This is a genomic window from Varunaivibrio sulfuroxidans (assembly GCF_029318635.1).
In the GTDB taxonomy this organism is placed as follows: domain Bacteria; phylum Pseudomonadota; class Alphaproteobacteria; order Rhodospirillales; family Magnetovibrionaceae; genus Varunaivibrio; species Varunaivibrio sulfuroxidans.
The window spans coordinates 1,650,928-1,673,619 of sequence record NZ_CP119676.1 but is presented as its reverse complement, the minus strand read 5'-3'; the positions used below and the strand labels follow the sequence as shown (position 1 = coordinate 1,673,619).

The following is a 22,692-nucleotide window of genomic DNA, read 5'->3' as shown; positions in this document are numbered from 1 at the left end:
GAGCGGGCCATGACCTCCACTTCGTCGCCATCGCCTAAGACCAGTGAAAATTTGTTGCTGCACTATTTGCGCCGTCTGGAAAAACAACCCCAGGGGCGTTCCGCCGTGCATGTTCGCCTGTCGGGCCTACGCCCGATGAACCGCCGAGAGCGGCACATTCGCGCGGCGGTGGAGAGCTTCGAGGCGTTAATCACATCCCTGCGCGGGCAGCTGTTTTTGCTGCGCAACATGGACTTGTTTTTCCTTTTTAAGGACGAAGTGCGCAGCGACGTCGAAACCATCGTTCAGAAAATAAAATTCCTGTTTAGCGACGATCCGTTGCTGGACGAACGCGAAACGCCCGACGCCACCTTTGTCGAATGGTATGACCTAGATCGCCAGTTTAACGAAATCGTATCGATGGTGGAGGCATGGCTCCCGGTCGATAAGGCGGGCGTCGATACCGCAAGGAAGACAAGCGCGAAGGAAAAACCGAACAAGGGCGCATCGGCGGCGAAACCACGCGGACGCGGGGACGTGCGTGCGCAATTGAAGGCGCGCCAGCAATTTGGCGACCCTCTGACGCCCCAGGGCTTGGCGCGTTTCGAGGGCGCGTTGTTGCGCACCGACCTGTCCAGCCTGGTGCGCCGCCAGTATATTTGCGGCGTCGATAAACGCATGGCGCCGACGCCCACCTTCAGCGAGTTGTTTATCTCCATTTCCGACCTGCGCGAGACGATGCTGCCGGGCGTTAATTTGACGTCGAACCGCTGGCTGTTTCAACACCTGACCGAAAGTCTCGATCGGCGGATGTTGTCGTTGTTGTCCAAGGCGGACAGTATTGATATTTCCGGAGAGATTAGCTTCAACGTCAACATCTCGACGCTGCTGACCCCCGAGTTTATGTCTTTCGACGACAATATTTCGGCGTCGCGTCGCGGTTCGATGGTGCTGGAATTGCAGAAAGTGGATATTTTCGCCGACTTAGGGGCCTTCTTTTTCGCCCGCGAGTACGTCCAAGAGAGGGGCTATCGTTTGTGTTTGGACGGCCTGACCCACCACACGTTGCCGATGATCGACCGGGCGCGGCTGGGCGTCGATCTGGTTAAGGTGATCTGGCATCCCGAATTTGTCGATGGTGGCCCACGGATGCACGACCGCGTCGCCGAAATGATCGAGAAGGCGGGGCCGGACAAGGTCATTATTTGCCGCTGCGATACGCGTGAAGCGGTCGATTTCGGAAAATCGGTCGGCGTGACGCTGTTCCAGGGTCGCTATATCGAACAGTTGATCGTCGAGGATGAACGTCGGCGCGAAATGCTACGCTTGAAACGCCGAATCGATCGGTCGAACGAAAGCTGATCAAACCCCGCGCCGCGCGCCTTCCCAGGCGCCGTCCGCCGGGAGGCTCGCGGCGGTGCTTAGGGGGGAGGGGCTAAGCCCCTTTATCGCTGACCCCGGCGTCGGCGAAAGTCGCCATCCCGGTATGACAGGCGACCGCGGCCTTGAGCAGGGCGACGGCGAGAACCGCGCCCGATGCTTCGCCCAAGCGCATGCCTTGGTCGAGTAGGGGTTTCTTTTCCAGTTTTCCGAGCAGGGCCTTGTGTCCGGGTTCGGCGGAGACGTGCGCGGCCTTGCAATGGTCGAGCGCCGTGCCCGCGATGGCGCGCAGCGGGGCGACCGCCGCCGTGCAGACGAACCCATCGAGCAGAACCGGAACGTTTAGCAACCGCGCGCCGATGACGGCGCCCACGAGGGCCGCCATTTCGCGCCCGCCGAGACAGCGTAGAACTTCCAACCCATCGCTCATGGCGGCCTTGTTGACGCGCACGCCCTGGGCGACCGCCTCGGCCTTATGGGCGAGGGCGGGGCCGCTGACCCCGGTGCCCGGACCGGTCCAACTGGCGGCGTTGCCACCGTAAAGCGCAAGACAAATCGCCGCCGCCGCCGTGGTGTTGCCGATGCCCATTTCGCCCAAGCAAACGACGTCCGAGGTTTCTTCGACGACGTTCATGCCGAACCAGATCGCCTCGACGCATTCGCGTTCGCTCATCGCCGGACCTTCGGTGAAATCGTTGGTTGGATTGTCCAGGTCCATCGCCTCGACGCATAGGCCGACGCCGAAGGTTTCGCACAATTGGTTGATCGCCGCGCCGCCGTTCTCGAAGTTCAGCACCATCTGCCGGGTGACTTCGGCGGGGAAGGCCGAAACGCCCTTGGCGACGACGCCGTGATTGCCCGCGAAAACGTGGCAATTGGGGCGCTCGATCTGAGGCGGAGCCCGGTGTTGCCAGGCCGCCAGCCAGGATGTGAGTTGTTCGAGGCGGCCCAGGGATCCGGCGGGCTTGGTCAATTGCGGCTCGCGTTCGGCGCAAAGCGCGGCGGCGGCCTTGTCGGGACCGGGCAGGGTGTTCAGAATTTGGCGAATGTCGTCGAACGAGGAAATGCTGGGAATGGCGCTCACGATAAGGTTCCTTTGCGTGCTAGGCTCAATCGCCGGTCGGGTACGGACGAATGCAGGCTGATTATGTAATTACGATGGGATGGGGAGAATAGGCATTGTTTATTTTATCGAAAAAATAAGTTTGAAGCGGGCAGCCTATAGCCAATACTCCCTAGGCGTCCAGACAAGGATTGCCGGGGAGTCCGGTAAAAACTGCGCCCAAGGATGATGTCATGGCTTCAGATCAAGATCGCGCCGCCTCTCGGCAGACGCCGCCGGGAGGCGCCACCCCAGCGGACCGTTCGGGCCGGATCGTCGGCGGGATTCGCGCCTTGGCGGCGGATTTTTTATTTTCGCTGACGTTTCTGACCCGCCTGCCGATTCCCTTGAGTCCGACGGCCCGGGCGCGCCCGATGGCTCAGGCGATGCGTGCCTTTCCTCTCGTCGGGGCGCTAATCGGCCTGATTTCGGGGATTGTGCTTTACGTCGCGGCGCAAAGTCACTTACACCCTCTGGCCTGCACAATGCTGGCTTTGGCGACGGCGGCCCTAATGACGGGTGCTTTGCACGAGGACGGCTTGGCGGATGTCGCCGACGGCTTCGGCGGTGGCCGTGATATGCCGTCCAAGCTTGCGATCATGCGCGATTCGACCATCGGCGCCTACGGCGCGATCGCGCTTATCCTTGTGATTTCGTTAAAGGCGACGGCGCTCGGTGGACTGCCCGGCCCCGGCCTGGGATTGGGCGCGTTGGTGGGCGCTCACGCGCTGGCGCGGGGAATCTTACCCGTAGTGATGCTGTTTTCACGCCCGGCCCGCAGTGACGGTCTGGGCGCGGGCGCGGGCGACGTGCGTCCCGCCGTGGCGTGGACGGCCGCCGCGGTGGGGGGCTTGTTCGCGCTGTTGCCGTTCGGACCGCGTTTGGGGTTGATCATGATTTTTTTCACCGTGATTGCGGTGATGGCTTTCGTCTGGATTGCGCACCGCCAAATTGGCGGTTATACCGGGGACGTGCTGGGCGCCGCCGAGCAGATCGGCGAAGTGACGGCCCTTTTGGCGGTCGGCGCGTTTTGGACATACACTTAAATTTGATTGGCCGTTTGAGGGCCACGCCGCGGTAGGGCGCTCGGAGAGGAAAAATTTCGCCATGACGTATTGTGTCGGGCTGGCGGTGGATGACGGTCTTGTCATGCTTTCCGATTCGCGCACCAACGCGGGGATGGACCATATTTCCACTTTTCGCAAGATGACGGTATGGGAACGTCCCGGCGAGCGGGTTCTGACCATCGCCACCTCGGGAAATTTGGCGATCACGCAGGCCGTGATCAGCCGTCTGAACGACGGTCTTCCCCACGGCGAAGGCGGCGAGCACGTCACGTTGATGGACGTGCGCACGCTGCGCGAGGCGGCGCAATTGGTAGGGCGGGCGCTGCGTGACGTTTATGCGCTAGACGGCGAGGCGATCCAGGAGCACGGCGCGGAGTTCAGCGTGGCGATGCTGCTGGGCGGGCAAATCAAAGGCGACGAGATGGGCCTGTTTCACGTTTACACGGCGGGAAATTTTATCGAGGCGACGGCCGAAACGCCGTTCTTTCAGATTGGCGAAACCAAATACGGGAAGCCGATCCTGGACCGTGTGATGACCTACAAAACGTCTTTGGAGGACGCCGCTAAATTGGCGTTGATTTCAATGGATTCGACGGTGCGTTCGAATATTTCGGTCGGCCTGCCCCTCGACATGGTCATGATCCGCCGCGATGAATTGAAAGTTTCGCGTCAGGTCCAGATCGACGAGCGAGACCCCTATTTTCGAGACATTCAGAAGCGTTGGTCGCGGGCCTTGAACGCCGCCTTCGAGCGGCTCCCCGAGTTGCCGTGGGGGTAATCCAGCGCATTTTTTTCTCTCGCTTTTAGGCGATCGCCCGCTTGGACGAGATTGGGGGCTATAGCGCCGTCCCGACGTCGATGCCGAACGCGCCTTGGGGGACGTTGGACAGCACCGAGACCTCGATCGTCATGTCGGTAAACGCCCCCGGCGGTCCGGTGAAGCTGCCCTGAATGGGAATGGCTTGAGAGGGGTCGCGCGCCACGCCGACACGGATCAGGTTTTTGCCCGAAACAAGCCCGTTCGTGGGGTCGAATTCGACCCACCCCGCGCCGGGAAGATAGGCCTGCACCCAGGCGTGGGTGGAACCCGCCCCATGAAAGGGGATGCCGCTTTGTTCGGAACTGGGGTCGTACAAATAGCCGGTGACGAAACGCGCGGCGATGCCCAGCACGCGTAGGCCTTCCATCATCAACAGGGCGAAGTCGCGGCAGGTTCCCGCCCCGCGCTCCAGGGTGACGACCGGAGGCTGGGTGCCTTCCTCACTGCGTTCGATATAGCGAAAATCGTTATGGATGGCGTGGGTGATGGCGTTGAGTACGCTCTGTGTCCAACTGGGGCCGTTTTGCGCCAGAAATTGACGCACCCAGGTGTCCAGCTTGTGCCCGGGGTCGGGGTAATGGCGTTCGATGGTCCGCCCAAGGTCGGGCAGTTCCTCCGCGGCGTAGGAAAAGGGTAGCGTGCGGGCGTTCTCCTCGATCGGGAAGGCGATATCGTCCAGGCCGTAGTGCTCGACCACGATGTCGCTTTCGAAGGTCAGCTCGGCGGCGGGCGTCTCGAAGGTCACGATGGCGATGGAATTTCCAAAAACGTCGTGAAGCCAGCGGATATTCGCGCTTGGCGTGATGATCAGCCGGGTCGAGACATTGCGCAGGTCATGACTGTCGCGAGGGCGGACCATCAGGCGGTGTTCGCCGAAGACGACCGGGACGGTATAGCGATAAACCGTACGATGGCGGATGTGTATTGTATCCATGGAGACGATGAATTTCCTTCGTCGGGCGCGATACGCTCACCGGCCGGTTCGTGACTTCTCACGAGGGGAGCGGCGCAGTTTCGGGTGTTTCATCGCCATGGTCGCTTGAATGACCGAAACACCCGGATCCGAGCGCATCGGTGCAGGCGATTAGGCGCTGCTGTACACCGTCTATAAACCCATGCAGGCCAGAGTCAAGGACGTCCTTTGCTGTGATTTTCAGCACGTCCAGGCGGAGGTCGCTCAAAATTTTCAGGGCGTCGGCGCTGGTGGTGATGTGGTGGCGGCCCTCCAGGCGCAGCAAGATGGCGTGGGCGTCGTTTAGCGCGGTCATCATGGCGCGTGGGAAATCGCTGTCGAACAGCAGGAAATCGACGACTTCGTCGGTGTGTAAACGCACCGTGTGGCGGCGGCGAAAAGCCTGATATCCCGCCGCCGAACGCAACATGGTGTTGAGTTGGGAATCGACGATGCGGGCGTCTTCCTCACGCAGGGAAATCATCGCCCGGCGATAACCGATATCGACCAGACGCGAGGTTTGGTCGCACCGTTCGATCGCCTTGCCGAGTTGATAAAAACACCATACCGCGTCGCGATACAGCGTGCCCTCGGTGATCCCGGCATGGGCCTGGCAGCCTTCTTTGATCATGGCGCATACGCCGGACAGCTTGGCCGGGGTGACGTCGCGTTTGCGCAGGGCCTGAACTCGACCGTTCAACATGTTGATCTGGAACCACATTTCCGTGCTGATCAGATGGCGTAGGGTGCGCGCGCTTTCACGCGCCAGGGCCATGCCCGATGCGATCGAGGTCGGATTGTCGCGTTCCAACAAATAGAAATAAATCACCGCCGCGCCGCTGATCCGCGTATTGCTCGCCGAGAAGCGCTCGTGGTCGCTGTTGATCTCCAATATGGTCGCCCAGTCTTGGTTGCCCAGATGGGTGCGGGCATGCGTCTCGGTGACGTCCAGGACGCGGGCGAGATTTTCGATCCGCTCCATGTAGCGGGCGAGCCAGAAAATGCTTTCGGCGAAACGGGCGAGAAGATTATTGCTCAAGAACCCAGGTATCCTTCGATCCGCCTCCTTGGGAGGAGTTGACGATAAGCGAGCCTTTGGTCAGGGCGACTCGGGTCAAGCCGCCGGGCAGCACCCATGTGTCTTTGCCGGTGACGGCGAACGGGCGCAGATCGACGTGGCGCGGCTCGATGCCACCGTCGCATAGGGTCGGGCAAACCGAAAGGTCGATCACCGGTTGGGCGATATAATTGGCGGGGTCGGCCTTAAGTTCGGCGCGCCGCTGCGCGATCTCCGCCTTGCTGGCGTTGGGGCCGATCAAGACGCCGTAGCCACCGGCTTCCCCGACCGGCTTGACGACCAGTTCGTCGATATGATCCAGGGTGTAGGCGAGCCCCTCAGCCTCGCGGCAAATATGAGTATGCACGTTATCCAAGATCGGGTCCTCGTCCAAGTAATAACGAATCATGCGCGGCATGTAGGCATAGACCGCCTTGTCGTCGGCGACGCCGGTGCCCACCGCGTTGGCCAACGTGACCCGTCCCGCCCTGTATGCGCGCATCAAGCCGGGGACGCCCAGCATCGACGCCGGATTGAAAACTTCGGGGTCGATGAAATCGTCGCCGATACGCCGATAGATGACATCGACGCGTTCAAGCCCATTGGCGGTTTTCATGAAAACGGTGTCGTCATCGACCACGAGGTCGCGGCCCTCGACCAGAGGAACGCCCATCTCGCGGGCGAGGAAAACATGCTCGAAATAGGCCGAGTTGTAAATTCCCGGCGACATCAAAACGATGCTGACCTCACCGCCGCCGTGTCGGGCGGGGGCGGCTTCGCTCAGCGCGCGGTGTAGGCGTAGGCCGTAATCCGATACCGGGCGTACACCGACGCCCTCGAACAGGTCGGGAAAAGCGCGCAACATCAAATGGCGGTTCTCGATCACGTAGGACACCCCGGAGGGCACCCGGGTATTGTCTTCCAAAACCTTGAAACGCCCCGCCGCGTCGCGCACGATATCGATGCCGCAGATGTGCACGTAGGTGTCGCAAGCGACATCGACGCCGACCATCTCCGGGCGGAAATTGGCGTTGGCGAGGACCAGCTCGGCGGGGATGATCTTATCCTTGATAATCCGCTGATCGTGATAAATGTCGTGAAGAAACATGTTCAACACGCGTAGACGCTGGCGAACGCCCCGTTCGATCACGCTCCAGTCCTGCGGCGTCAAGATCCGGGGCAGCACGTCGAACGGCAGAATGCGATCGACGGATTGGTTTTCACTATAGACGGTGAAGGTGATGCCCAGGTTGAACAGCTCCTTCTCCGCGCTCAGGGCGCGCCGGCGCAGGGTCTTGAGGTTCATTTTGTCCAGGCGGCGGGCGATTTCGTCGGTTCGTGGCCCGCGTCCGGGAAGATGTGATTTCTGAGCGTTTGGGGAACCGAGCAATTCGCAATAGTATCCGTTGGGGTCATAATGTGCGAAGAGCTTGGACAAGGAGGGCATTGTCGTGTGGGGTTCCCGTGACGGTGAAAGGCGTGGCGGCGGAGAAAATATTCATCCAGAAGGTGCATCATGGCACAATATATCGCTGGTGTCCAAGGGGGATAGCCGCTGCGCTGGGTTCCGCGCGCCGGTAGCGATTTCTATTTTACGTTGTTTTGGGGCGGTAAAAGGGGTTGCTGATCGTGAATGAAACCCGATGGTGGTGGGTGCGTCACGCCCCGGTGGCGGCGCCTTATGCGGGACTCGTCTACGGCGCGCGCGACGTGCCGTGCGACCTCTCCGAGACCTGCGCCGTGGCCGCCGTGGCCGAGCGTTTGCCGATGGACGCCGTGTGGGTCACCAGCGCCCTGTCGCGCACCGTGGCGACGGCGGCGGCGCTGCGCCGCGCGCCGGAGGGCGCGCGACCGTTCGCCCTCGCCGCCCTGAACGAACAGTCCTTCGGCGATTGGCAGGGCCGCGCTTGGCGGCGGATCGAAACGGAGGACAAGACCCGCTACGACGCCTTCTGGGCCGACCCGGGCCGGGCCGCGCCGCCCGGCGGGGAAAGTTTCGCCGCGTTGGCCGCGCGCGCCGGGGAAGCGATCGCCGCCTTGAACGTGGCCCATGGCGGGCGCGACATCATCGCCGTCGCCCACGCCGGGGTAATCCGCGCGGCGCTGGCGCTGGCGTTGGATATCCCCGCGCACAAGGCGTTGCCGATCGCCGTCGATACCCTGAGCATCAGCCGTATCGACTGCTTCCGGGACGAGGGTCGCCCTGCGTCGTGGCGGATCAACGCGGTCAACGCACGGGCCGCAAGTAAGGGGTAGTCCGCGTGGGAAGGCGCATGATACCGTACCGCGCATGACGGCGCCGACAGCGGGGACGACGATTGCGTACACGGCAAACGAATATGGAAATTTCGGGCATAACCCTGGTTTTGGGCGGCCAGCGTTCGGGCAAGAGCGCCTATGGCGAAAGCCTGTTCGCGCCGGGGCGGTCGGCCCTGTATCTGGCCACGGCCGAGGCGGGCGATGATGAGATGACGGCGCGCATCGCGGCCCATCGCGCGCGCCGGGGCGGATGTTGGACGACCCTTGAAGAACCCCTCGACATCGCGGCGGTTTTGCGTAATCTGACGCCGGAACGGGGCGCGGCTCCGGTCTTGATCGATTGCCTGACGGTGTGGTTGGCCAACGTGATGGCCGCCGGACGCGACCCCGAGGTCGAGGGACGGGCGCTGTGCGCCGCCCTGCAAAACGCCGCCCGTCCGGTGGTCCTGGTGTCCGGCGAAGTCGGCCTGGGCATCGTCGCCGAAAACGCACTGGCGCGCCGTTTCGCCGATGCGTTGGGCGAACTCAATCAGGCCGTCGCCGCCGTCGCCGATCGGGTGGTCCTGGTGGCGGCGGGGCTGCCGCTTGTTTTGAAATCATGACGAACGCCATGGCGTGACAATACGATGGCGCAATTAAGGATAGACGATGAAAATACCCGCGACCGTGATCACCGGCTTTTTGGGGTCGGGCAAGACGACCCTGATTCGCCATCTTTTGGAAAATCCAGGCGGCAAGCGCATCGCCCTGATCATCAACGAATTCGGCGACCTCGGCGTCGATCGGGAATTGGTCACCGGCTGCGCCATCGAAGGGTGCCGTGATGAAGACGTGGTGGAACTGGCCAACGGCTGCATCTGTTGCACCGTCGCCGACGATTTCCTGCCGGTGATGGAGGATCTTATCCACCGCGACGCTCCGCCCGACCACATCGTCATCGAGACTTCGGGGCTGGCGTTGCCCAAACCGCTGATCAAGGCCTTTCAGTGGCCGGAAATTCGTTCCCGGGTGACGGTCGATGGCGTGGTCGCGGTGGTTGACGCCCCGGCCTACGCCGCCGGACGCTTCGCCGACGATCCCGAAGCGGTTCAGGCACAACGCGACGGCGACGAAAATCTCGACCACGACAACCCGCTTGAGGAGGTTTTTACCGATCAGGTCCTGGCCGCCGACTTGGTGTTGATGAACAAATCGGACTTACTCGACGGCGCCGTTTTGCAGCACGCTAGCGAAACCCTCGCCCTCACCCTGCGCGCCGGCGTCAAGGTGGTCGCGACCGACCATGGCCGCATCGACGCCGGAGTCCTTTTGGGCTTGGACGCCACCGCCGAGGACGATCTGGATATGCGCCCCTCGCACCATGACGGCGCGCCCGATCACGACCATGACGATTTTGAAAGTTTCGTCATCGAACTGGGGTCGGTAAGCGCACCCGAAATGCTCGAAGACGCCCTGCGCGACGCGGTCGAGGCCCACGATATTTTACGGATCAAGGGCTTCGTCGATGTTCCCGGAAAACCGATGCGTCATGTCATCCAAGGCGTCGGCCCGCGCTTCACGCGCTATTTCGATCGCCCGTGGGGCGATGGCGAGCGGGCGACCCGGTTGGTGGTGATCGGCGAACGCGGGATCGATCGGGCGGCCATTGACGCCGCGTTGGCGGCATTCCGGGTCGAGGGCGCGCAGCGCCCGGCGTCCAAAGGGGGCGTCGCTTGATGCATCTTCTGGCCGCCCAGCCCGGCGTTATCGACGACGGGGCCCAGGCGGTCGATCTCGGCCAAAAGCCGGGCGATATCGTCATTCTCAGCGCCGCCGACAGCGACCTGGCGCTCCTCGCGCGCGCGCGGCGCGCCCTTGCGCGGGAGAGCGAAAAAAGCGCCGGCGAATTTCCCTCGGTACGTCTGGCCAACTTGATGGCGTTGGCTCACAACATGTCGGTCGATCTCTATGTCGAGAGTGTCGTCGCCCACGCCCGGCTGGTCGTCGTCCGTCTTTTGGGCGGGCGCGGCTATTGGTCCTACGGCGTCGATGAGATATCTCGGGTCTGCGCCGCGAAGGGAATCCCGGTCGCCTTTCTGCCCGGCGACGATCAACCCGACGGCGAACTGGCGGATTTGAGCACCGTCGCCGCCGCCCACGGACATCGCTTGTGGCGCTATTTAAGCGAGGGCGGCGCGGACAACGCGCGGGATTTTTTGATCTTGGCGGCGGAACTCAGCGGGGCCGGGGATTACGACGGCCGCTGGTGCGAACCGCGTCCGCTGATGAAGGCGGGGCTGTACTGGCCCCTTGATGAGGATGGCGCGACGCCTGACGGCATCGCCCGGCTGCGCCGTGAATATTGGAAAGAGGGCCTGGGGGTCGCCGTCGTCGTGTTTTACCGCGCCCTGGTGCAATCGGCGAACCTGAAACCGATCGACGGGTTGATCTGGGCTTTGCTCGACGCCGGGCTCAATCCATTGCCGATCTTCGTTTCCAGCCTGAAAGATCCGGTGTCCTTGGGCATCCTCCGGGAATTGATGGCCCGCGCGCACGACGATGTCGATTTCCCCATGGGGGTGGTCGTCAACACCACGGGGTTCGCCGCCGCGGCTCCGGGCGGGGCGGCGGTCGAATTGCCGTTTGATACGTATGGTCTTCCGGTATTGCAGGCGGTCTTGTCGGGCGGTGCGTTCGCAGGGTGGCGCGACGGCGATCGCGGCCTCGGTCCGCGCGACATCGCCATGAACGTCGCCCTGCCCGAGGTCGATGGGCGCATCATCACCCGCGCGGTGTCGTTCAAAGGCCGCGCCGAACGCGACGAGGCCAGTCAGTGTGACATCGTCGCGTATCAACCGGCCTGTGACCGTATCGATTTCGTCGCCGCGCTCGCCGCCAACTGGGCGTGGCTGCGCGGCGCGCCCAACTGGTCGAAAAACGTCGCCCTGGTATTGGCCAATTACCCCAATCGGGACGGTCGCCTGGGCAACGGGGTCGGGCTGGACGCGCCGCAGGGCGCGATCGAGATTTTGCGCGCCCTGGACGGCGCGGGGTACGAGGTCGAGGATATCCCCGAGGACGGCAACGCCCTGATCGCCCTGCTCAAGGAGGGACCGACCAACGACCACACCAAGGGTAAGCAAGGTGTCGCGCCTGAAACCTACGCGTTGGCGGATTATCGGGAATTTTTTGCTACGCTGCCCGAGGGCGTTCGGCGCAAGACGATCAAGCAATGGGGTCCGCCCGAAGGCGATCCCTTCATGCGCTGCGACGGTCGTTTCGCCATCCCGGCGCGGCGTTTCGGCAATGTCGTCGTCGCCGTGCAACCGGCCCGCGGCTACAATATCGACCCGGTAAAGACCTACCACGACGCCGACTTGGTCCCGCCTCACGGTTATTTGGCGTTTTACGCCTGGTTGCGCCGGGAATTCGCCGCCGACGCCGTGGTTCATGTCGGCAAACACGGCAATTTGGAATGGTTGCCGGGCAAGGCGGTGGCGCTCGGTGAAAATTGCTTTCCCGAGGCCGCTCTGGGGCCGCTGCCCCATCTTTATCCTTTTATCGTCAACGACCCCGGCGAGGGCACCCAGGCTAAGCGTCGCGCCGGGGCGGTGATTATCGACCATCTCACCCCGCCGCTCACCCGGGCGGAAAGCTACGGCCCGTTGAGGGACCTGGAAGCCCTGGTCGATGAATATTACGAGGCGGCGGGCGGCGATCCCCGGCGCACCCGGGTGCTGCGCCGGGATATTTTGGAGTTGTGCCACGCCAGTGGTCTGGATCGGGATATCGGAATCGAAGACGATGGCGACGAAGAAACACAGCTCATGGCGTTGGACGGCTATTTGTGTGAGCTGAAGGAGATGCAGATTCGCGACGGCCTGCATATTTTCGGCGTCAGTCCGCACGGTGGGCAATTGACCGATCTGTTGACGGCGTTGGTCCGCCTGCCGCGTGGTAAATTGCCCGAAGAGCAATCTTTGCACCGGGCTTTGGCGCACGACCTCGGCCTCGACGGCTTCGATCCCTTGGATTGCGCCATGGCCGCCCCCTGGGCGGGGCCACGCCCCGCCGCTCTGGCGGCGCTGGACGAGCGATCGTGGCGGAGCCACGGCGACACGGTGGAGCGCATCGAAATGTTGGCAAGCGCGCTGATCGGCGGCGCCCGCCCGCCCGATCCCGCCTGGCGGGCCGCCCGCACGGTGCTTGGCGAAATCGAAGGAACCTTGCGTCCCAACGTGCAAAAATGCGGCGAAGCGGAAATCGCGGCGCTGCTCGACGGTCTGGGGGGGCGTTTCGTCGCCCCGGGACCCAGCGGCGCGCCGACCCGAGGACGCCCCGACGTGCTGCCCACGGGGCGCAATTTTTATTCGCTCGACACCCGCACCGTGCCGACGCCCGCGGCGTGGACCCTGGGATGGAAATCGGCGAGTTTGCTGGTCGAACGCCACCTTCAGGACACCGGCGATTGGCCGCGCACCTTGGGATTGTCGTGTTGGGGAACGTCGAACATGCGCACCGGCGGCGACGATATCGCCCAGGCGTTGGCGTTGATGGGGGTCAAGCCGACCTGGGACGGCGCGTCGCGAAGGGTTACCGGTTTTGAAGTGTTGCCGGCGTCGGTTCTCGGTCGTCCCCGGGTCGATGTCACGATACGGGTGTCGGGGTTTTTCCGCGACGCCTTCCCCGGCTTGATCGATCTTCTGGACAGCGCCGCGCGCGCGGTGGCGGCGTTGGACGAGGGGGGCGATGAAAACCCCCTGGCGGAAAAAGTCCGCGCCGACGGGGCCGCGATGATCGCCCGGGGCGTGGATGAAAAAGAGGCGATGCGGCTGGCCGGTTTTCGTGTCTTCGGCTCCAAGCCGGGGGCCTACGGGGCGGGCCTACAGGCGCTGATGGACGAACAAGGCTGGGAAGACGACGCCGATCTGGCGCGCGCCTACGTCGCCTGGGGAAGCTATGCCTACGGCGGCGGGGCCGACGGCGAGGCTTGCCCCGGGGTCTTCGAAACCCGCCTGAATGCGATCGAGGCGGTGGTCCACAACCAGGACAACCGTGAACACGACGTGCTCGACTCGGACGATTACTATCAATTCGAAGGCGGCATGGCGGCGGCGGTGCGCGTGCATTCCGGCCGCCAGCCGGTGATCTGGCACAACGATCATTCCCGCCCCGAAAGTCCGAAAATTCGCACCCTGGATGACGAGATCGGTCGCGTGGTGCGCGCCCGCGTGGTCAATCCGAAATGGATCGCCGGGGTGATGCGCCACGGCTACAAGGGCGCTTTCGAAATGGCGGCGACGGTGGATTACATGGTGTCGTTCGCCGCCACCGCGCGCTGCGTCAAGGACCATCACTTCGACGCCGTCTTCACGGCCTATCTGGACGACGCCGGGGTATGCGCCTTCTTGCGCGACAACAACCCCGATGCGCTGCGCGAAATGGCGTCTCGCCTGCTTGAGGCGCAGCGCCGGGGCTTATGGACCCCGCGCCTGAACGCCACCTACGAGGTCTTGAGCCGCCTTGCGGGCGAAGAAAAGGCATGACGGCGATAAAACACATTGTGTTTTTCAACACAGGGACGTAAATAGCGCTCCCTTTTTTCTAATCTCAGTCTGGAATGGGACCTATCCGATGACGATAAACGCGAACAAGGATCTTGTTTTGGGCTGGGAGGAATGGGTGTCCCTGCCCGGCCTCGGCCTGCCCGCGATCCGCGCCAAGGTGGACACCGGGGCCAAGACCTCGGCGTTGCACGCCTTTTCCATCGAACCGTATGGCCGTGAAAACCGGCGCAAAGTGCGTTTCGGCATTCATCCGATTCCCGAACGTCCCGAGATCGAGGTTTATTGTTCCGCCGACCTTGTCGATCAGCGCGAGATCACCAGTTCCAACGGCGAGACCGAACTGCGCTATATCATCTCCACGTCCCTGGATATCGGCGGTATACAGTGGCCGATCGAAATTTCCCTGACCAACCGGGAAACGATGCAGTACCGCATGCTGATCGGGCGCAGCGCTTTGCAGGACAAGGCCATCGTCGATCCCAACAAATCGTGCGTTCAGGGTGTCTTGAACGAGGGGGCATATGACGATTTTCCGCGCCGCGAGGCGCCGAAGCGCTCGCTCAAAATCGGCATCCTGTCGCGCGAGCCGAACAGCTATTCGACCCGCCGCCTGGCCGAGGCGGCGGAGGAACGCCACCACTTGGTCGAGGTTATCAACACCACGCAATGTTATATGAACATCACCTCGATGCGTCCCGAAGTGCATATTGACGGGCGCAAATTGGACGGTTTCGACGCGATCATTCCGCGCATCGGATCGTCGGTGACGTTCTACGGCATGGCGGTGGTCCGCCAGTTCGAGATGATGGGCGTCTATAGCCTGAATTCGTCGGCGGCGATCGGGGCGTCGCGCGACAAGCTGTACGCCCACCAGTTGCTGGCGCGTAACGGTATCGGCATGCCGATCACCGGTTTCGCCCGCTCGCCCAACGCCACGTCCGAACTGATCAAATTCGTCGGCGGCGCGCCGCTGGTGCTCAAGCTTTTGGAAGGCACCCAAGGCAAGGGCGTCGTCCTCGCCGAAACCAAAAAGGCGGCGGAATCGGTGATCGGCGCATTTCAGGGCCTGAAGGCGAACATCCTGGTCCAGGAATTCATCAAGGAGGCGGGGGGTGCGGATATCCGTTGCTTCGTCATCGGCGGCAAGGTGATCGCGGCGATGAAGCGCCAAGGCGAGGAGGGAGAATACCGATCCAACCTACACCAGGGCGGCAAGGCGGAGCGGGTGCGCATTACCAAGGAAGAGCGGGCGGCGGCCGTCAAGGCGGCGAAGGTTCTGAAATTGGGAATGGCGGGCGTCGATCTGTTGCGCGCCGAGGACGGCCCCAAGGTCCTCGAAGTCAATTCCTCGCCCGGCCTGGAGGGTATCGAGAAGGTTACCGGCAAGAATATCGCCGGTCTCGTGATCGACTATATTGAAAAATACGCACGTCCGATGCCCGTCGGGGGGCGGAGCAAACTTTAAAATACAGGACCGGCGTCCCCTTGGGGGTGCCGGATCTGCGCCGAGGGGGCGGGACATATCGGCGTGGGGCGTGGTGGTGGGCGATCTGGGAACGGTGAAGGTAAAGGTGGATCCCCGACCTTCTTCGGAAACGACCCGAAGCTCTCCGCCGCCCCGTTCGACCAATTCCTTGCATAAGATGATCCCAAGCCCGGTCCCCGCCTCGCCATTGGTGCCTTTGGTTGAGACATTCCCGGCGATGGAGAAAATTTTTCGCGCCACGTCGGGGGGCATCCCTATGCCGTTGTCGCGTACGCTGACGGCGATGTGTTCCGGTAAGGTTTCGGCGAAAACGGATATTTTTCCGGCGGGTGTGAATTTGATTGCGTTGTTGACCAGATTGCGGATCACGGCGGCCGTCATGTTGGGATCGACGAAGGCGCTCTCGCCGTTTAGGCGGCACTCCAGGACGAGCCCTTTTTCCTGGGCCACCGGCTCTAGAATTTCGAACGTCCGCGCCGCGATATCCTTTAGTTTTTCCTGCGATGGCGCGTACTCGGTGCGGTTCATTTGCAGCTGCACCCATTCGAGCAAATTTTCCAGCAACTTGAAGATGTTCGCGCCGGAATCATGGGCTCTTCGTGCGAAATGAGAAATTTTCTCGGGGTCGAGCTTGTCGGACATGTCCGCGATCATGGCGGTGTAGCCCAACAATGCGGTGAACGGGCTGCGCAGGTCATGGGCGATGATCGAGAACAACTTGTTTTTTTCCTGGTCGAGGCGTTCCAGGCGCTCCTTGGCGAGGGCCAGTTCTTCGACCATTTCCAGGTATCGAATTGATTGTTCCTCGGCGCGCTCGCGCCCGTCGCGCAAGTCGAGAATCTGCGAGAGGAGGCGTTCCCTGTCCGCGCGAAGTCGGTCTTCCGCCGCTTTTAGGGCGCTTGTGTTGCGGACGATATAGTGCAAAACGGACCCCAGTGAGGCGTCACGCCGAATAACGCCCCTGGCGCCGCGTTCGATCAGAGACGCTTCGCGGGGCATTTCGGCGGGCGGAGCGATCACGGTGACGGGGACGTTCAATCCGGCCTCTTTTAGGCCCGCGAGGATGGCATGGGCGGCGGTGAAGTCATCGCCAACGAGAATCAGGCAAAGGTCGGGGTTTTCCATAACGCTTTGCGTTAAGGCGTGTTCCGCGCCCCTCGCCTTTAGCGTTTCAAACGGCACGGGCGTATCCGCCGTCATGCATGCGGCGGCGGTTTTTAGCGCCGCGTCTATGCCGCCATCGTCATCAACAACCAATACTTGTATACTATTCATGCATTATCTATCGTTTGTCGGCGTTTGACCATTACGAAATAAGAAGTAGTCTCTTGATACCATAATGACAATGGGCGCTTATTTATAATGAATCTTATGAGGACTTTCCGTCCGGCGGTTTTTTTTGGCTAAGACCCCGGCGACGTTCCCTGGGAACGGGGTTATTGCGACTTGGAATTAAGTTTAAAATTACACTAAGGTCGGGGGCGCGTCCACGGACGCGAATTGCAGTTCTTGAATGGAGTACGCCATGCGTGAAGACGACATCGAAGAAAACCGCCGCCACCAGGCCAAAATGGCCAAAAAGAAGGGGGCGCGGGAAAAAATAATGGCGGAAAAAAATATCCGCAAGGGCTTGTTGATCGTTCACACGGGAAAAGGCAAGGGTAAATCCACGGCGGCATGGGGGATGGCGTTGCGCTGTATCGGTCATGGCAAAAAGGTGGGTATCGTCCAATTCATCAAGGGGGCCTGGGAGACCGGCGAGCGGGTTGTTTTCGACAAGTTTCCGGACTTGTGCGTCATCGAGGCGTTAGGCGAAGGCTTCAGTTGGGAGACCCAGGACCGCGAACGCGATATCAAGGCCGCCGAACGGGCGTGGGAAGCGGCGATGGATATGTTGCGTGACCCTTCCTATGCGATGGTTATCATGGATGAGTTGAATATCGTTCTGCGCTACGGAAATCTGCCGTTGGAAAAAATTCTCGAAGGTCTGGGCGGTCGTCCCGCGATGCAGCACGCCGTGGTGACGGGGCGCAACGCGCCCGTCGCCCTTATCGAAAGCGCCGATCTGGTTACCGAAATGACTCTCGTCAAGCATCCTTTTCGCGGTGGCGTCGAGGCGCAACCCGGGGTCGAATTTTAATGCGCCCGCCCGCCCGCCCTTCGGTGTGTTGGCCGTTTTTCCGTCCTTGCGATGTGCTACACCGATTCAAACCGAGTTCTTCGATGTAAAGGAGTGAACGATGCGCGCGACGGTTCGGATGGCGGCGGTGTTGGTGGCGGTGTTGGTGAGCGCTTGCGCAGCGGTGAACACGCCGTCGCAACGCGCCGAGGCGCTTGTCGATAGCGCGCGTCTCACGGTGCTGGGTTTTGAACGTTCCCACGACAGTCAGATGGATCTGTTTCGCGCGCAGCTTAAAAAAGCCCAGGGCGTGTTGATCTTTCCCAGCCTGCTTAAGGCGGGTCTGATGGTGGGCGTCGAGGGAGGGAACGGCGTTCTTGTCGCGCGCGGCCCCGACGGCACGTGGGGTTATCCCGCTTTTTATACTTTGGGCGCAGGGTCGATCGGTTGGCAAATCGGCGGGCAAAGCGCCGACACCATTATGTTGTTGCGCAGTCCGGGGGCGGTGCGCGCCGTGGTCGAAAACCAGGGCAAGTTGGGCGCGGATATCGGCGTTACGGTGGGCGCGGTGGGAGCCGGGGCCGAGGCGGCGACGACCACGAATCTTGGCGCCGACGTGCTGGTTTTTTCCCGTGCCATCGGATTTTACGGTGGGGCATCCCTGGAGGGCGCGGTGATCGCCCGGCGCAACGACCTGAACGGGGCTTTTTACGCGCCGGGAACGACGCCGCGTCAGATCGTTCTCGACCGCTCCGCGCGCAATCCGCGCGCCGACGACTTGCGTCGGGCGTTGGCGGCGGGAACGGGTGGGTCCATTGCGAAATGACGGTGGAAAATAAGCGTTCCCCCGCCCGCGCCTTGATGGTGCAAGGCACGGCGTCGGATGTTGGCAAATCGTTGTTGGTGGCGGGATTGTGCCGGGCCTATGCGCGCCGAGGACTGACGGTGCTGCCGTTTAAGCCGCAAAACATGTCCAACAATGCGGCCGTGACGGCGGACGGCGGCGAGATCGGGCGCGCCCAGGCGCTTCAGGCGTTGGCCGCGGGGGCCGCGCCGACGGTTGATATGAACCCGGTGTTGCTCAAACCGCAATCGGATACCGGCGCCCAGGTCGTGGTGCGCGGGCGGGTCGAAACGGTGCTTGGCGCACGGCAGTACCACACGTACCGCGCCGAGCTTTTGCCCGTCGTGCTCGATAGTTTCGCGCGCTTAAGTACGCGTGCCGATTTGGTTCTGGTTGAGGGCGCGGGCAGCCCCGCGGAGGTCAATCTGCGCGACGGCGATATTGCCAACATGGGCTTTGCCCTGGCGGCGAACGTCGCCGTGGTTTTGGTCGGCGACGTTGAGCGTGGCGGGGTCATCGCCGCCCTTGCGGGGACCCGGCTGTTGCTTGACGACGCGGAAAACGCCCTGGTGAAGGGGTGTCTCGTCAACAAGTTCCGCGGGGAACCAACGTTGTTCGAAGAGGCGCAAGATCTCATTGAACGCCACACCGGGTGGCCGTTTTTGGGGGTCGTGCCTTTTTTCGACCCGGCGCGCCGCCTGCCCAAGGAGGACAGCGCGTCACTGGACTTTTCCATATCGCCGGCGCGCGCGGATTTAGCATCTTTCGCCGCCGGGCGCGGACCCTTGAAAATCGCCGTTCTACGCCTGCCTCGGGTCTCCAATTTCGATGATTTGGATCCGCTTAGCGAGGAGCCGGACGTGACGTTATCGTGGGTCGAGGCGGGTGCGGCGCTGCCCGGTGACGCCGACGTCGTGATCGTTCCCGGCTCGAAGGCGACGGTGTCCGATTTGCGCTTCGTCAAGGCGCAAGGATGGGATGAAGACATCCGCGCCCACGTTCGCCGCGGCGGTTATGTCGTCGGGTTGTGCGCCGGTTATCAGATGTTGGGCAAGAAGGTAGGCGATCCCGAGGGCCGGGAGGGCGCGCCGGGAAGCGAATCGGCGATAGGCTTGCTTGACGTTGACGCCGTGATGACCGGAGACAAGACATTGGCTCGGGTCGAGGGCTGCGACGCCGTCAGCGGGGCCGCTTTCGACGGCTATGAAATGCATCTCGGACTCTCCGACGGGCCGGCGCGAAAAAATCCATGGTTGCGGTTGCGCGACGGACGGCCCGAAGGCGCGCGTGCGCATGGCGGGCGCGTTCTGGGCGGCTATGTTCACGGGATTTTCGCCGCCGATGGGTTTCGTCATGCCTTTTTGGCGGAAGTCCACCGCAATCGCCGTCCCGGCGTGCGTGGAGTGGGCGCGGCCTATCGGGAAAATGTCGAGCGGGCGCTCGACCAATTGGCCGATCATCTGGAGCGCCACCTCGATCTCGATCGCCTGTTCGCTCTCGCCAAGGTTCCTTGAGTGCGCTTAAATGCCGTAACGCACCACGGCGAGGGCCGCCACCCACATGGCGTTGATCAGGCAGGCGACGAAATAAACGTAAAGCGCGCGGTGGATATCGTTTACCTCGGCGCGGGCGCGTCCATCGCCGATCCACGGCTCATTAAGCTGACCTTCGGCGTATTTGCGTGGGCCGCCCAGCGCCAGCCCCAAGGCCCCGGCCATCGCCGCCTCGGGCCATCCGGCGTTGGGCGAGCAATGCTTTCCGGCGTCGCGCCACATGACGGCAAGCGCCTTCAGCGGCCGGCCTTTGGGGGCGAAGACGGCGGCGATCACGATGAACAGCCCCGATAGGCGCGCGGGAATCAAATTGAGGACGTCATCCAGACGCGCAGCCGTCATGCCGAAGGCGCGCAGCCGTTCGGTGCGATGGCCGATCATGCTGTCCATGGTGTTGACCGTTTTGTAGATCAGCAGCCCAGGCATTCCAAACAGGACAAACCAGAACACCGGGGCGACGACGCCGTCGTTGAAATTTTCGGCGCACGATTCGATGGCGGCGCGGACCACGCCGTGTTCATCCAATTGGGTGATGTCGCGCCCGACGATGTGCGCGACCGCCAGGCGCCCGCCTTCGAGGCCGCCCTGCTTCAGCCCTAACGCGACCCGGCGGACATGATCGTAAAGGCTGCGTTGGGCGAGCAGGAATAAGACCAGGAAGGTCTCTAAAATCCATCCGAAATCATGATTCAAGCCGAGCCACGACACCGCCCAGCCGACCGCGCCGGCGCAGATAACCATAATCAGCACGACAATCGCCCCGCGTGCGGCGCGGTCGGCTGGACTGCGCTGGGGACGGTTGAGCTTGCGTTCGAAGAAATCGATGGCGCGCCCGATCACGATCACCGGATGGGGAACGAAACGAAACAGCACCGCCGCCTCGCCGACGTACGCCTCGACGATCAGGGCCGTGAGCAGCAGGATCAGGGGATCGAAACCGTGCACGCCGCCGGTCAAGCCAAAGGTAAACATGCCGCCAGTTTGCGTCGCGCGCCCGCGCGCGTCAATTGGCATGCATCGCCAATTGACGATACGCGACGACGGGGGAATAAATGCGCGTCACGCGCCCGGGGTTGCCCCCTATCTGCGCCCATGCCATGATCGGCTGTCTTGTCGAAACGGGGCGTCGAAGGACTGTTCAATCGGGGCGTTCAGGGTGTCGCCTCCAAGGTATTACAAGGGGAAGGGGATTTTGCCCCGAAACTTGAGATTGGAAGGCGCGCCATGGACGGTTTCGTGACGGTTCTGCGTGAGGCCGCGGTCAAGGCCGATGCCGTGTTGACGACGCTGTTCAGCGTCCGCGCCCAGATTATCGCAATGCTTCTGCTGGCGGGGAGCACACTTTTTTTTCTGGCGAAAATACAGAACGATCAGGGCGTGGTGCTGCGCCTGGTGGCGCGCTTGCGCGCCCTGTTGGGGGCCAAACTGGGGGCCATGGTGTTCGGTCGCTACGCGGAGAGCGAACCCTGGCCGCCGGTCAAGGTGGCCGGCTTTCGCATGGCGACCGGGAAAAAGCAGGCTCCGGACGAAAATGCGCGCGCGCAAGAACTCGGCGCGGCGTCGGACCTCCCGGGGCCCGGCGCACCTGCGCTCGATGCGCCGGAGGCGGATGAAAACGACACCGACAGGGCGCGCCGCCTAGCCATCGACCCCCGCCAACTCGCCGTTTTCGAGGCGGCCCTTGAGCGCCAAGAGGAACCCGCCGCGGATGCGGAAGCCGAACTGCGCGCCATGGCGGCGCATGCGGCGCAGATCGGGGGCGCCATCGAACGTTTCTCGGCGGGTCTCTTGACCGATGAAAAGGGCGTTCGTGAAGGGCCGGAGGCGCTGTTGGCGCTATTGGGCGGCGGTCAATTCCAGGATTTGGCGGCGACGTTGGCGCAAAAACGCCCTGGACTCATCGATGAAAACGGGGCGTTGCGCCCGGAGAGCGAATCCCAGGCGGTGTTCTACGCCGCCGCGTTTGCGGCGCTGGGCGACTTGATGATGAGGATGCGTGAATATGAAAACGCCATTTCGGCGTTTCGACAGGCGTTGGATGCGACCTCTGTTCACGACTTGATGGAGCGAGCGAAATTTCTTCATAAATACGCCAACGCCGCTTACCGCGCGGGGGAGTTGGAGACCGCCAAGCAAGCCTTCTTCGACGAGTTGAATATCCTGGAGTTAGAACGCGGCGCGGCGCACCCGGACGTCGCTACCGCCTTTAACAACCTCGGTCTCTTGCATTATGAAAGCGGTGAAATGGATGCCGCCGAGCGGTTGTTGAAAAAGGCGGTTGACGCCAAGGTGAAGAATGGCGACCTGGCGAGCGCCCGGGAGAGTCGAGAAAATCTCGCTCAAGTCCTGCGCGCCATGGGGCGGGCCGAGGAGGCCGCCCGAGCGCTGGCGCAGGGCGATGAGCCCGCCGACGTCCCTTCCGATAAATAACCTGACAAGACGGCGGCGCCCTCCTATGATCCGCGAGGCGACGCGCCCGGAGGCCATGACCAAGGCGCGCGCCCCGTTTCGACGGTTTTTTCACGCTC

General features: G+C 62.4%; 17 protein-coding genes and 1 pseudogene. 12 read left to right on the top strand and 6 right to left on the bottom strand.

Features of this window, described 5'->3' with window-relative positions; translation table 11 throughout:
• Positions 1-9 precede the first annotated feature (9 nt).
• Complete coding sequence (locus P3M64_RS07920; RefSeq protein ID WP_132937844.1) at positions 10-1,341, top strand: EAL domain-containing protein; 1,332 nt, start codon at positions 10-12, stop codon at positions 1,339-1,341.
• Between the two features lie 73 nt (positions 1,342-1,414).
• On the opposite strand, the gene cobT is transcribed toward P3M64_RS07920, so the two are convergent.
• Positions 1,415-2,443 (bottom strand): nicotinate-nucleotide--dimethylbenzimidazole phosphoribosyltransferase, encoded by a 1,029-nt coding sequence (gene cobT / locus P3M64_RS07915; RefSeq protein ID WP_407702150.1) that lies wholly within the window; start codon positions 2,441-2,443, stop codon positions 1,415-1,417.
• 212 nt (positions 2,444-2,655) lie between these two features.
• Here cobT and cobS point away from each other — a divergent pair, with 212 nt between their 5' ends.
• Together cobS and P3M64_RS07905 are read left to right on the top strand one after the other, a co-directional pair.
• Positions 2,656-3,507 carry an adenosylcobinamide-GDP ribazoletransferase gene (gene cobS, locus P3M64_RS07910; RefSeq protein WP_132937846.1) on the top strand — a complete coding sequence of 284 codons (852 nt, stop codon included), beginning with the start codon at positions 2,656-2,658 and terminating at the stop codon, positions 3,505-3,507.
• 61 nt (positions 3,508-3,568) lie between these two features.
• Positions 3,569-4,306, top strand: coding sequence for a proteasome-type protease (locus tag P3M64_RS07905; protein WP_132937847.1), 738 nt, complete (start codon positions 3,569-3,571; stop codon positions 4,304-4,306).
• A gap of 58 nt (positions 4,307-4,364) precedes the next feature.
• On the opposite strand, the gene P3M64_RS07900 is transcribed toward P3M64_RS07905, so the two are convergent.
• The 3 genes from P3M64_RS07900 to P3M64_RS07890 are packed head-to-tail and all read right to left on the bottom strand — an operon-like array spanning position 4,365 to position 7,804.
• On the bottom strand, positions 4,365-5,282 hold the full coding sequence (locus P3M64_RS07900; protein WP_132937848.1) for a transglutaminase family protein: 918 nt from the start codon (positions 5,280-5,282) through the stop codon (positions 4,365-4,367).
• Between the two features lie 58 nt (positions 5,283-5,340).
• Positions 5,341-6,339, bottom strand: coding sequence for an alpha-E domain-containing protein (locus P3M64_RS07895; protein ID WP_132937849.1), 999 nt, complete (start codon positions 6,337-6,339; stop codon positions 5,341-5,343).
• Positions 6,329-7,804 carry a circularly permuted type 2 ATP-grasp protein gene (locus tag P3M64_RS07890; protein WP_132937850.1) on the bottom strand — a complete coding sequence of 492 codons (1,476 nt, stop codon included), beginning with the start codon at positions 7,802-7,804 and terminating at the stop codon, positions 6,329-6,331. Before P3M64_RS07890 ends, P3M64_RS07895 begins: the two co-directional genes overlap by 11 nt.
• Positions 7,805-7,986: 182 nt before the next feature.
• On the opposite strand from P3M64_RS07890, the gene P3M64_RS07885 reads away from it, so the two are divergent.
• The 5 genes from P3M64_RS07885 to rimK all read left to right on the top strand — a co-directional run bounded on the left by P3M64_RS07885 (position 7,987) and on the right by rimK (position 15,627).
• Complete coding sequence (locus P3M64_RS07885; RefSeq protein WP_165886211.1) at positions 7,987-8,613, top strand: histidine phosphatase family protein; 627 nt, start codon at positions 7,987-7,989, stop codon at positions 8,611-8,613.
• 83 nt (positions 8,614-8,696) lie between these two features.
• Positions 8,697-9,218, top strand: coding sequence for a bifunctional adenosylcobinamide kinase/adenosylcobinamide-phosphate guanylyltransferase (gene cobU, locus P3M64_RS07880; protein WP_132937852.1), 522 nt, complete (start codon positions 8,697-8,699; stop codon positions 9,216-9,218).
• A gap of 46 nt (positions 9,219-9,264) precedes the next feature.
• Positions 9,265-10,332: a cobalamin biosynthesis protein CobW gene (cobW, locus tag P3M64_RS07875; RefSeq protein WP_132937853.1), complete on the top strand. Its 1,068-nt coding sequence runs from the start codon at positions 9,265-9,267 to the stop codon at positions 10,330-10,332.
• Positions 10,332-14,141 (top strand): cobaltochelatase subunit CobN, encoded by a 3,810-nt coding sequence (gene cobN, locus P3M64_RS07870; RefSeq protein WP_132937854.1) that lies wholly within the window; start codon positions 10,332-10,334, stop codon positions 14,139-14,141. Before cobW ends, cobN begins: the two co-directional genes overlap by 1 nt.
• A gap of 88 nt (positions 14,142-14,229) precedes the next feature.
• Entirely contained in the window at positions 14,230-15,627 is a 1,398-nt protein-coding gene (gene rimK, locus P3M64_RS07865) for a 30S ribosomal protein S6--L-glutamate ligase (protein ID WP_132937855.1), read from the top strand.
• A gap of 96 nt (positions 15,628-15,723) precedes the next feature.
• Here the strand turns inward: rimK and P3M64_RS07860 are convergent.
• Positions 15,724-16,428, bottom strand: a pseudogene (locus P3M64_RS07860) (sensor histidine kinase); the annotation flags it as partial.
• A gap of 745 nt (positions 16,429-17,173) precedes the next feature.
• Between P3M64_RS07860 and cobO the strand changes: the two are divergent.
• From cobO to P3M64_RS07845, 3 genes are all read left to right on the top strand, one after another.
• Positions 17,174-17,788, top strand: a complete 615-nt coding sequence (cobO, locus tag P3M64_RS07855; RefSeq protein WP_132937857.1) for a cob(I)yrinic acid a,c-diamide adenosyltransferase — start codon at positions 17,174-17,176, stop codon at positions 17,786-17,788.
• A gap of 100 nt (positions 17,789-17,888) precedes the next feature.
• On the top strand, positions 17,889-18,593 hold the full coding sequence (locus P3M64_RS07850) for a lipid-binding SYLF domain-containing protein (protein ID WP_132937858.1): 705 nt from the start codon (positions 17,889-17,891) through the stop codon (positions 18,591-18,593).
• The gene (locus P3M64_RS07845) at positions 18,590-20,125 is read left to right on the top strand and encodes a cobyric acid synthase (protein ID WP_132937859.1); all 1,536 of its coding nucleotides are present in this window, start codon (positions 18,590-18,592) and stop codon (positions 20,123-20,125) included. The genes P3M64_RS07850 and P3M64_RS07845 overlap by 4 nt, the downstream gene beginning before the upstream one ends.
• Positions 20,126-20,131: 6 nt before the next feature.
• Here P3M64_RS07845 and cbiB read toward each other — a convergent pair whose 3' ends face one another.
• Positions 20,132-21,136: an adenosylcobinamide-phosphate synthase CbiB gene (gene cbiB / locus P3M64_RS07840; protein ID WP_132937860.1), complete on the bottom strand. Its 1,005-nt coding sequence runs from the start codon at positions 21,134-21,136 to the stop codon at positions 20,132-20,134.
• Positions 21,137-21,388: 252 nt separating this feature from the next.
• On the opposite strand from cbiB, the gene P3M64_RS07835 reads away from it, so the two are divergent.
• Entirely contained in the window at positions 21,389-22,594 is a 1,206-nt protein-coding gene (locus tag P3M64_RS07835; protein ID WP_132937861.1) for a tetratricopeptide repeat protein, read from the top strand.
• Positions 22,595-22,692: the final 98 nt, after the last annotated feature.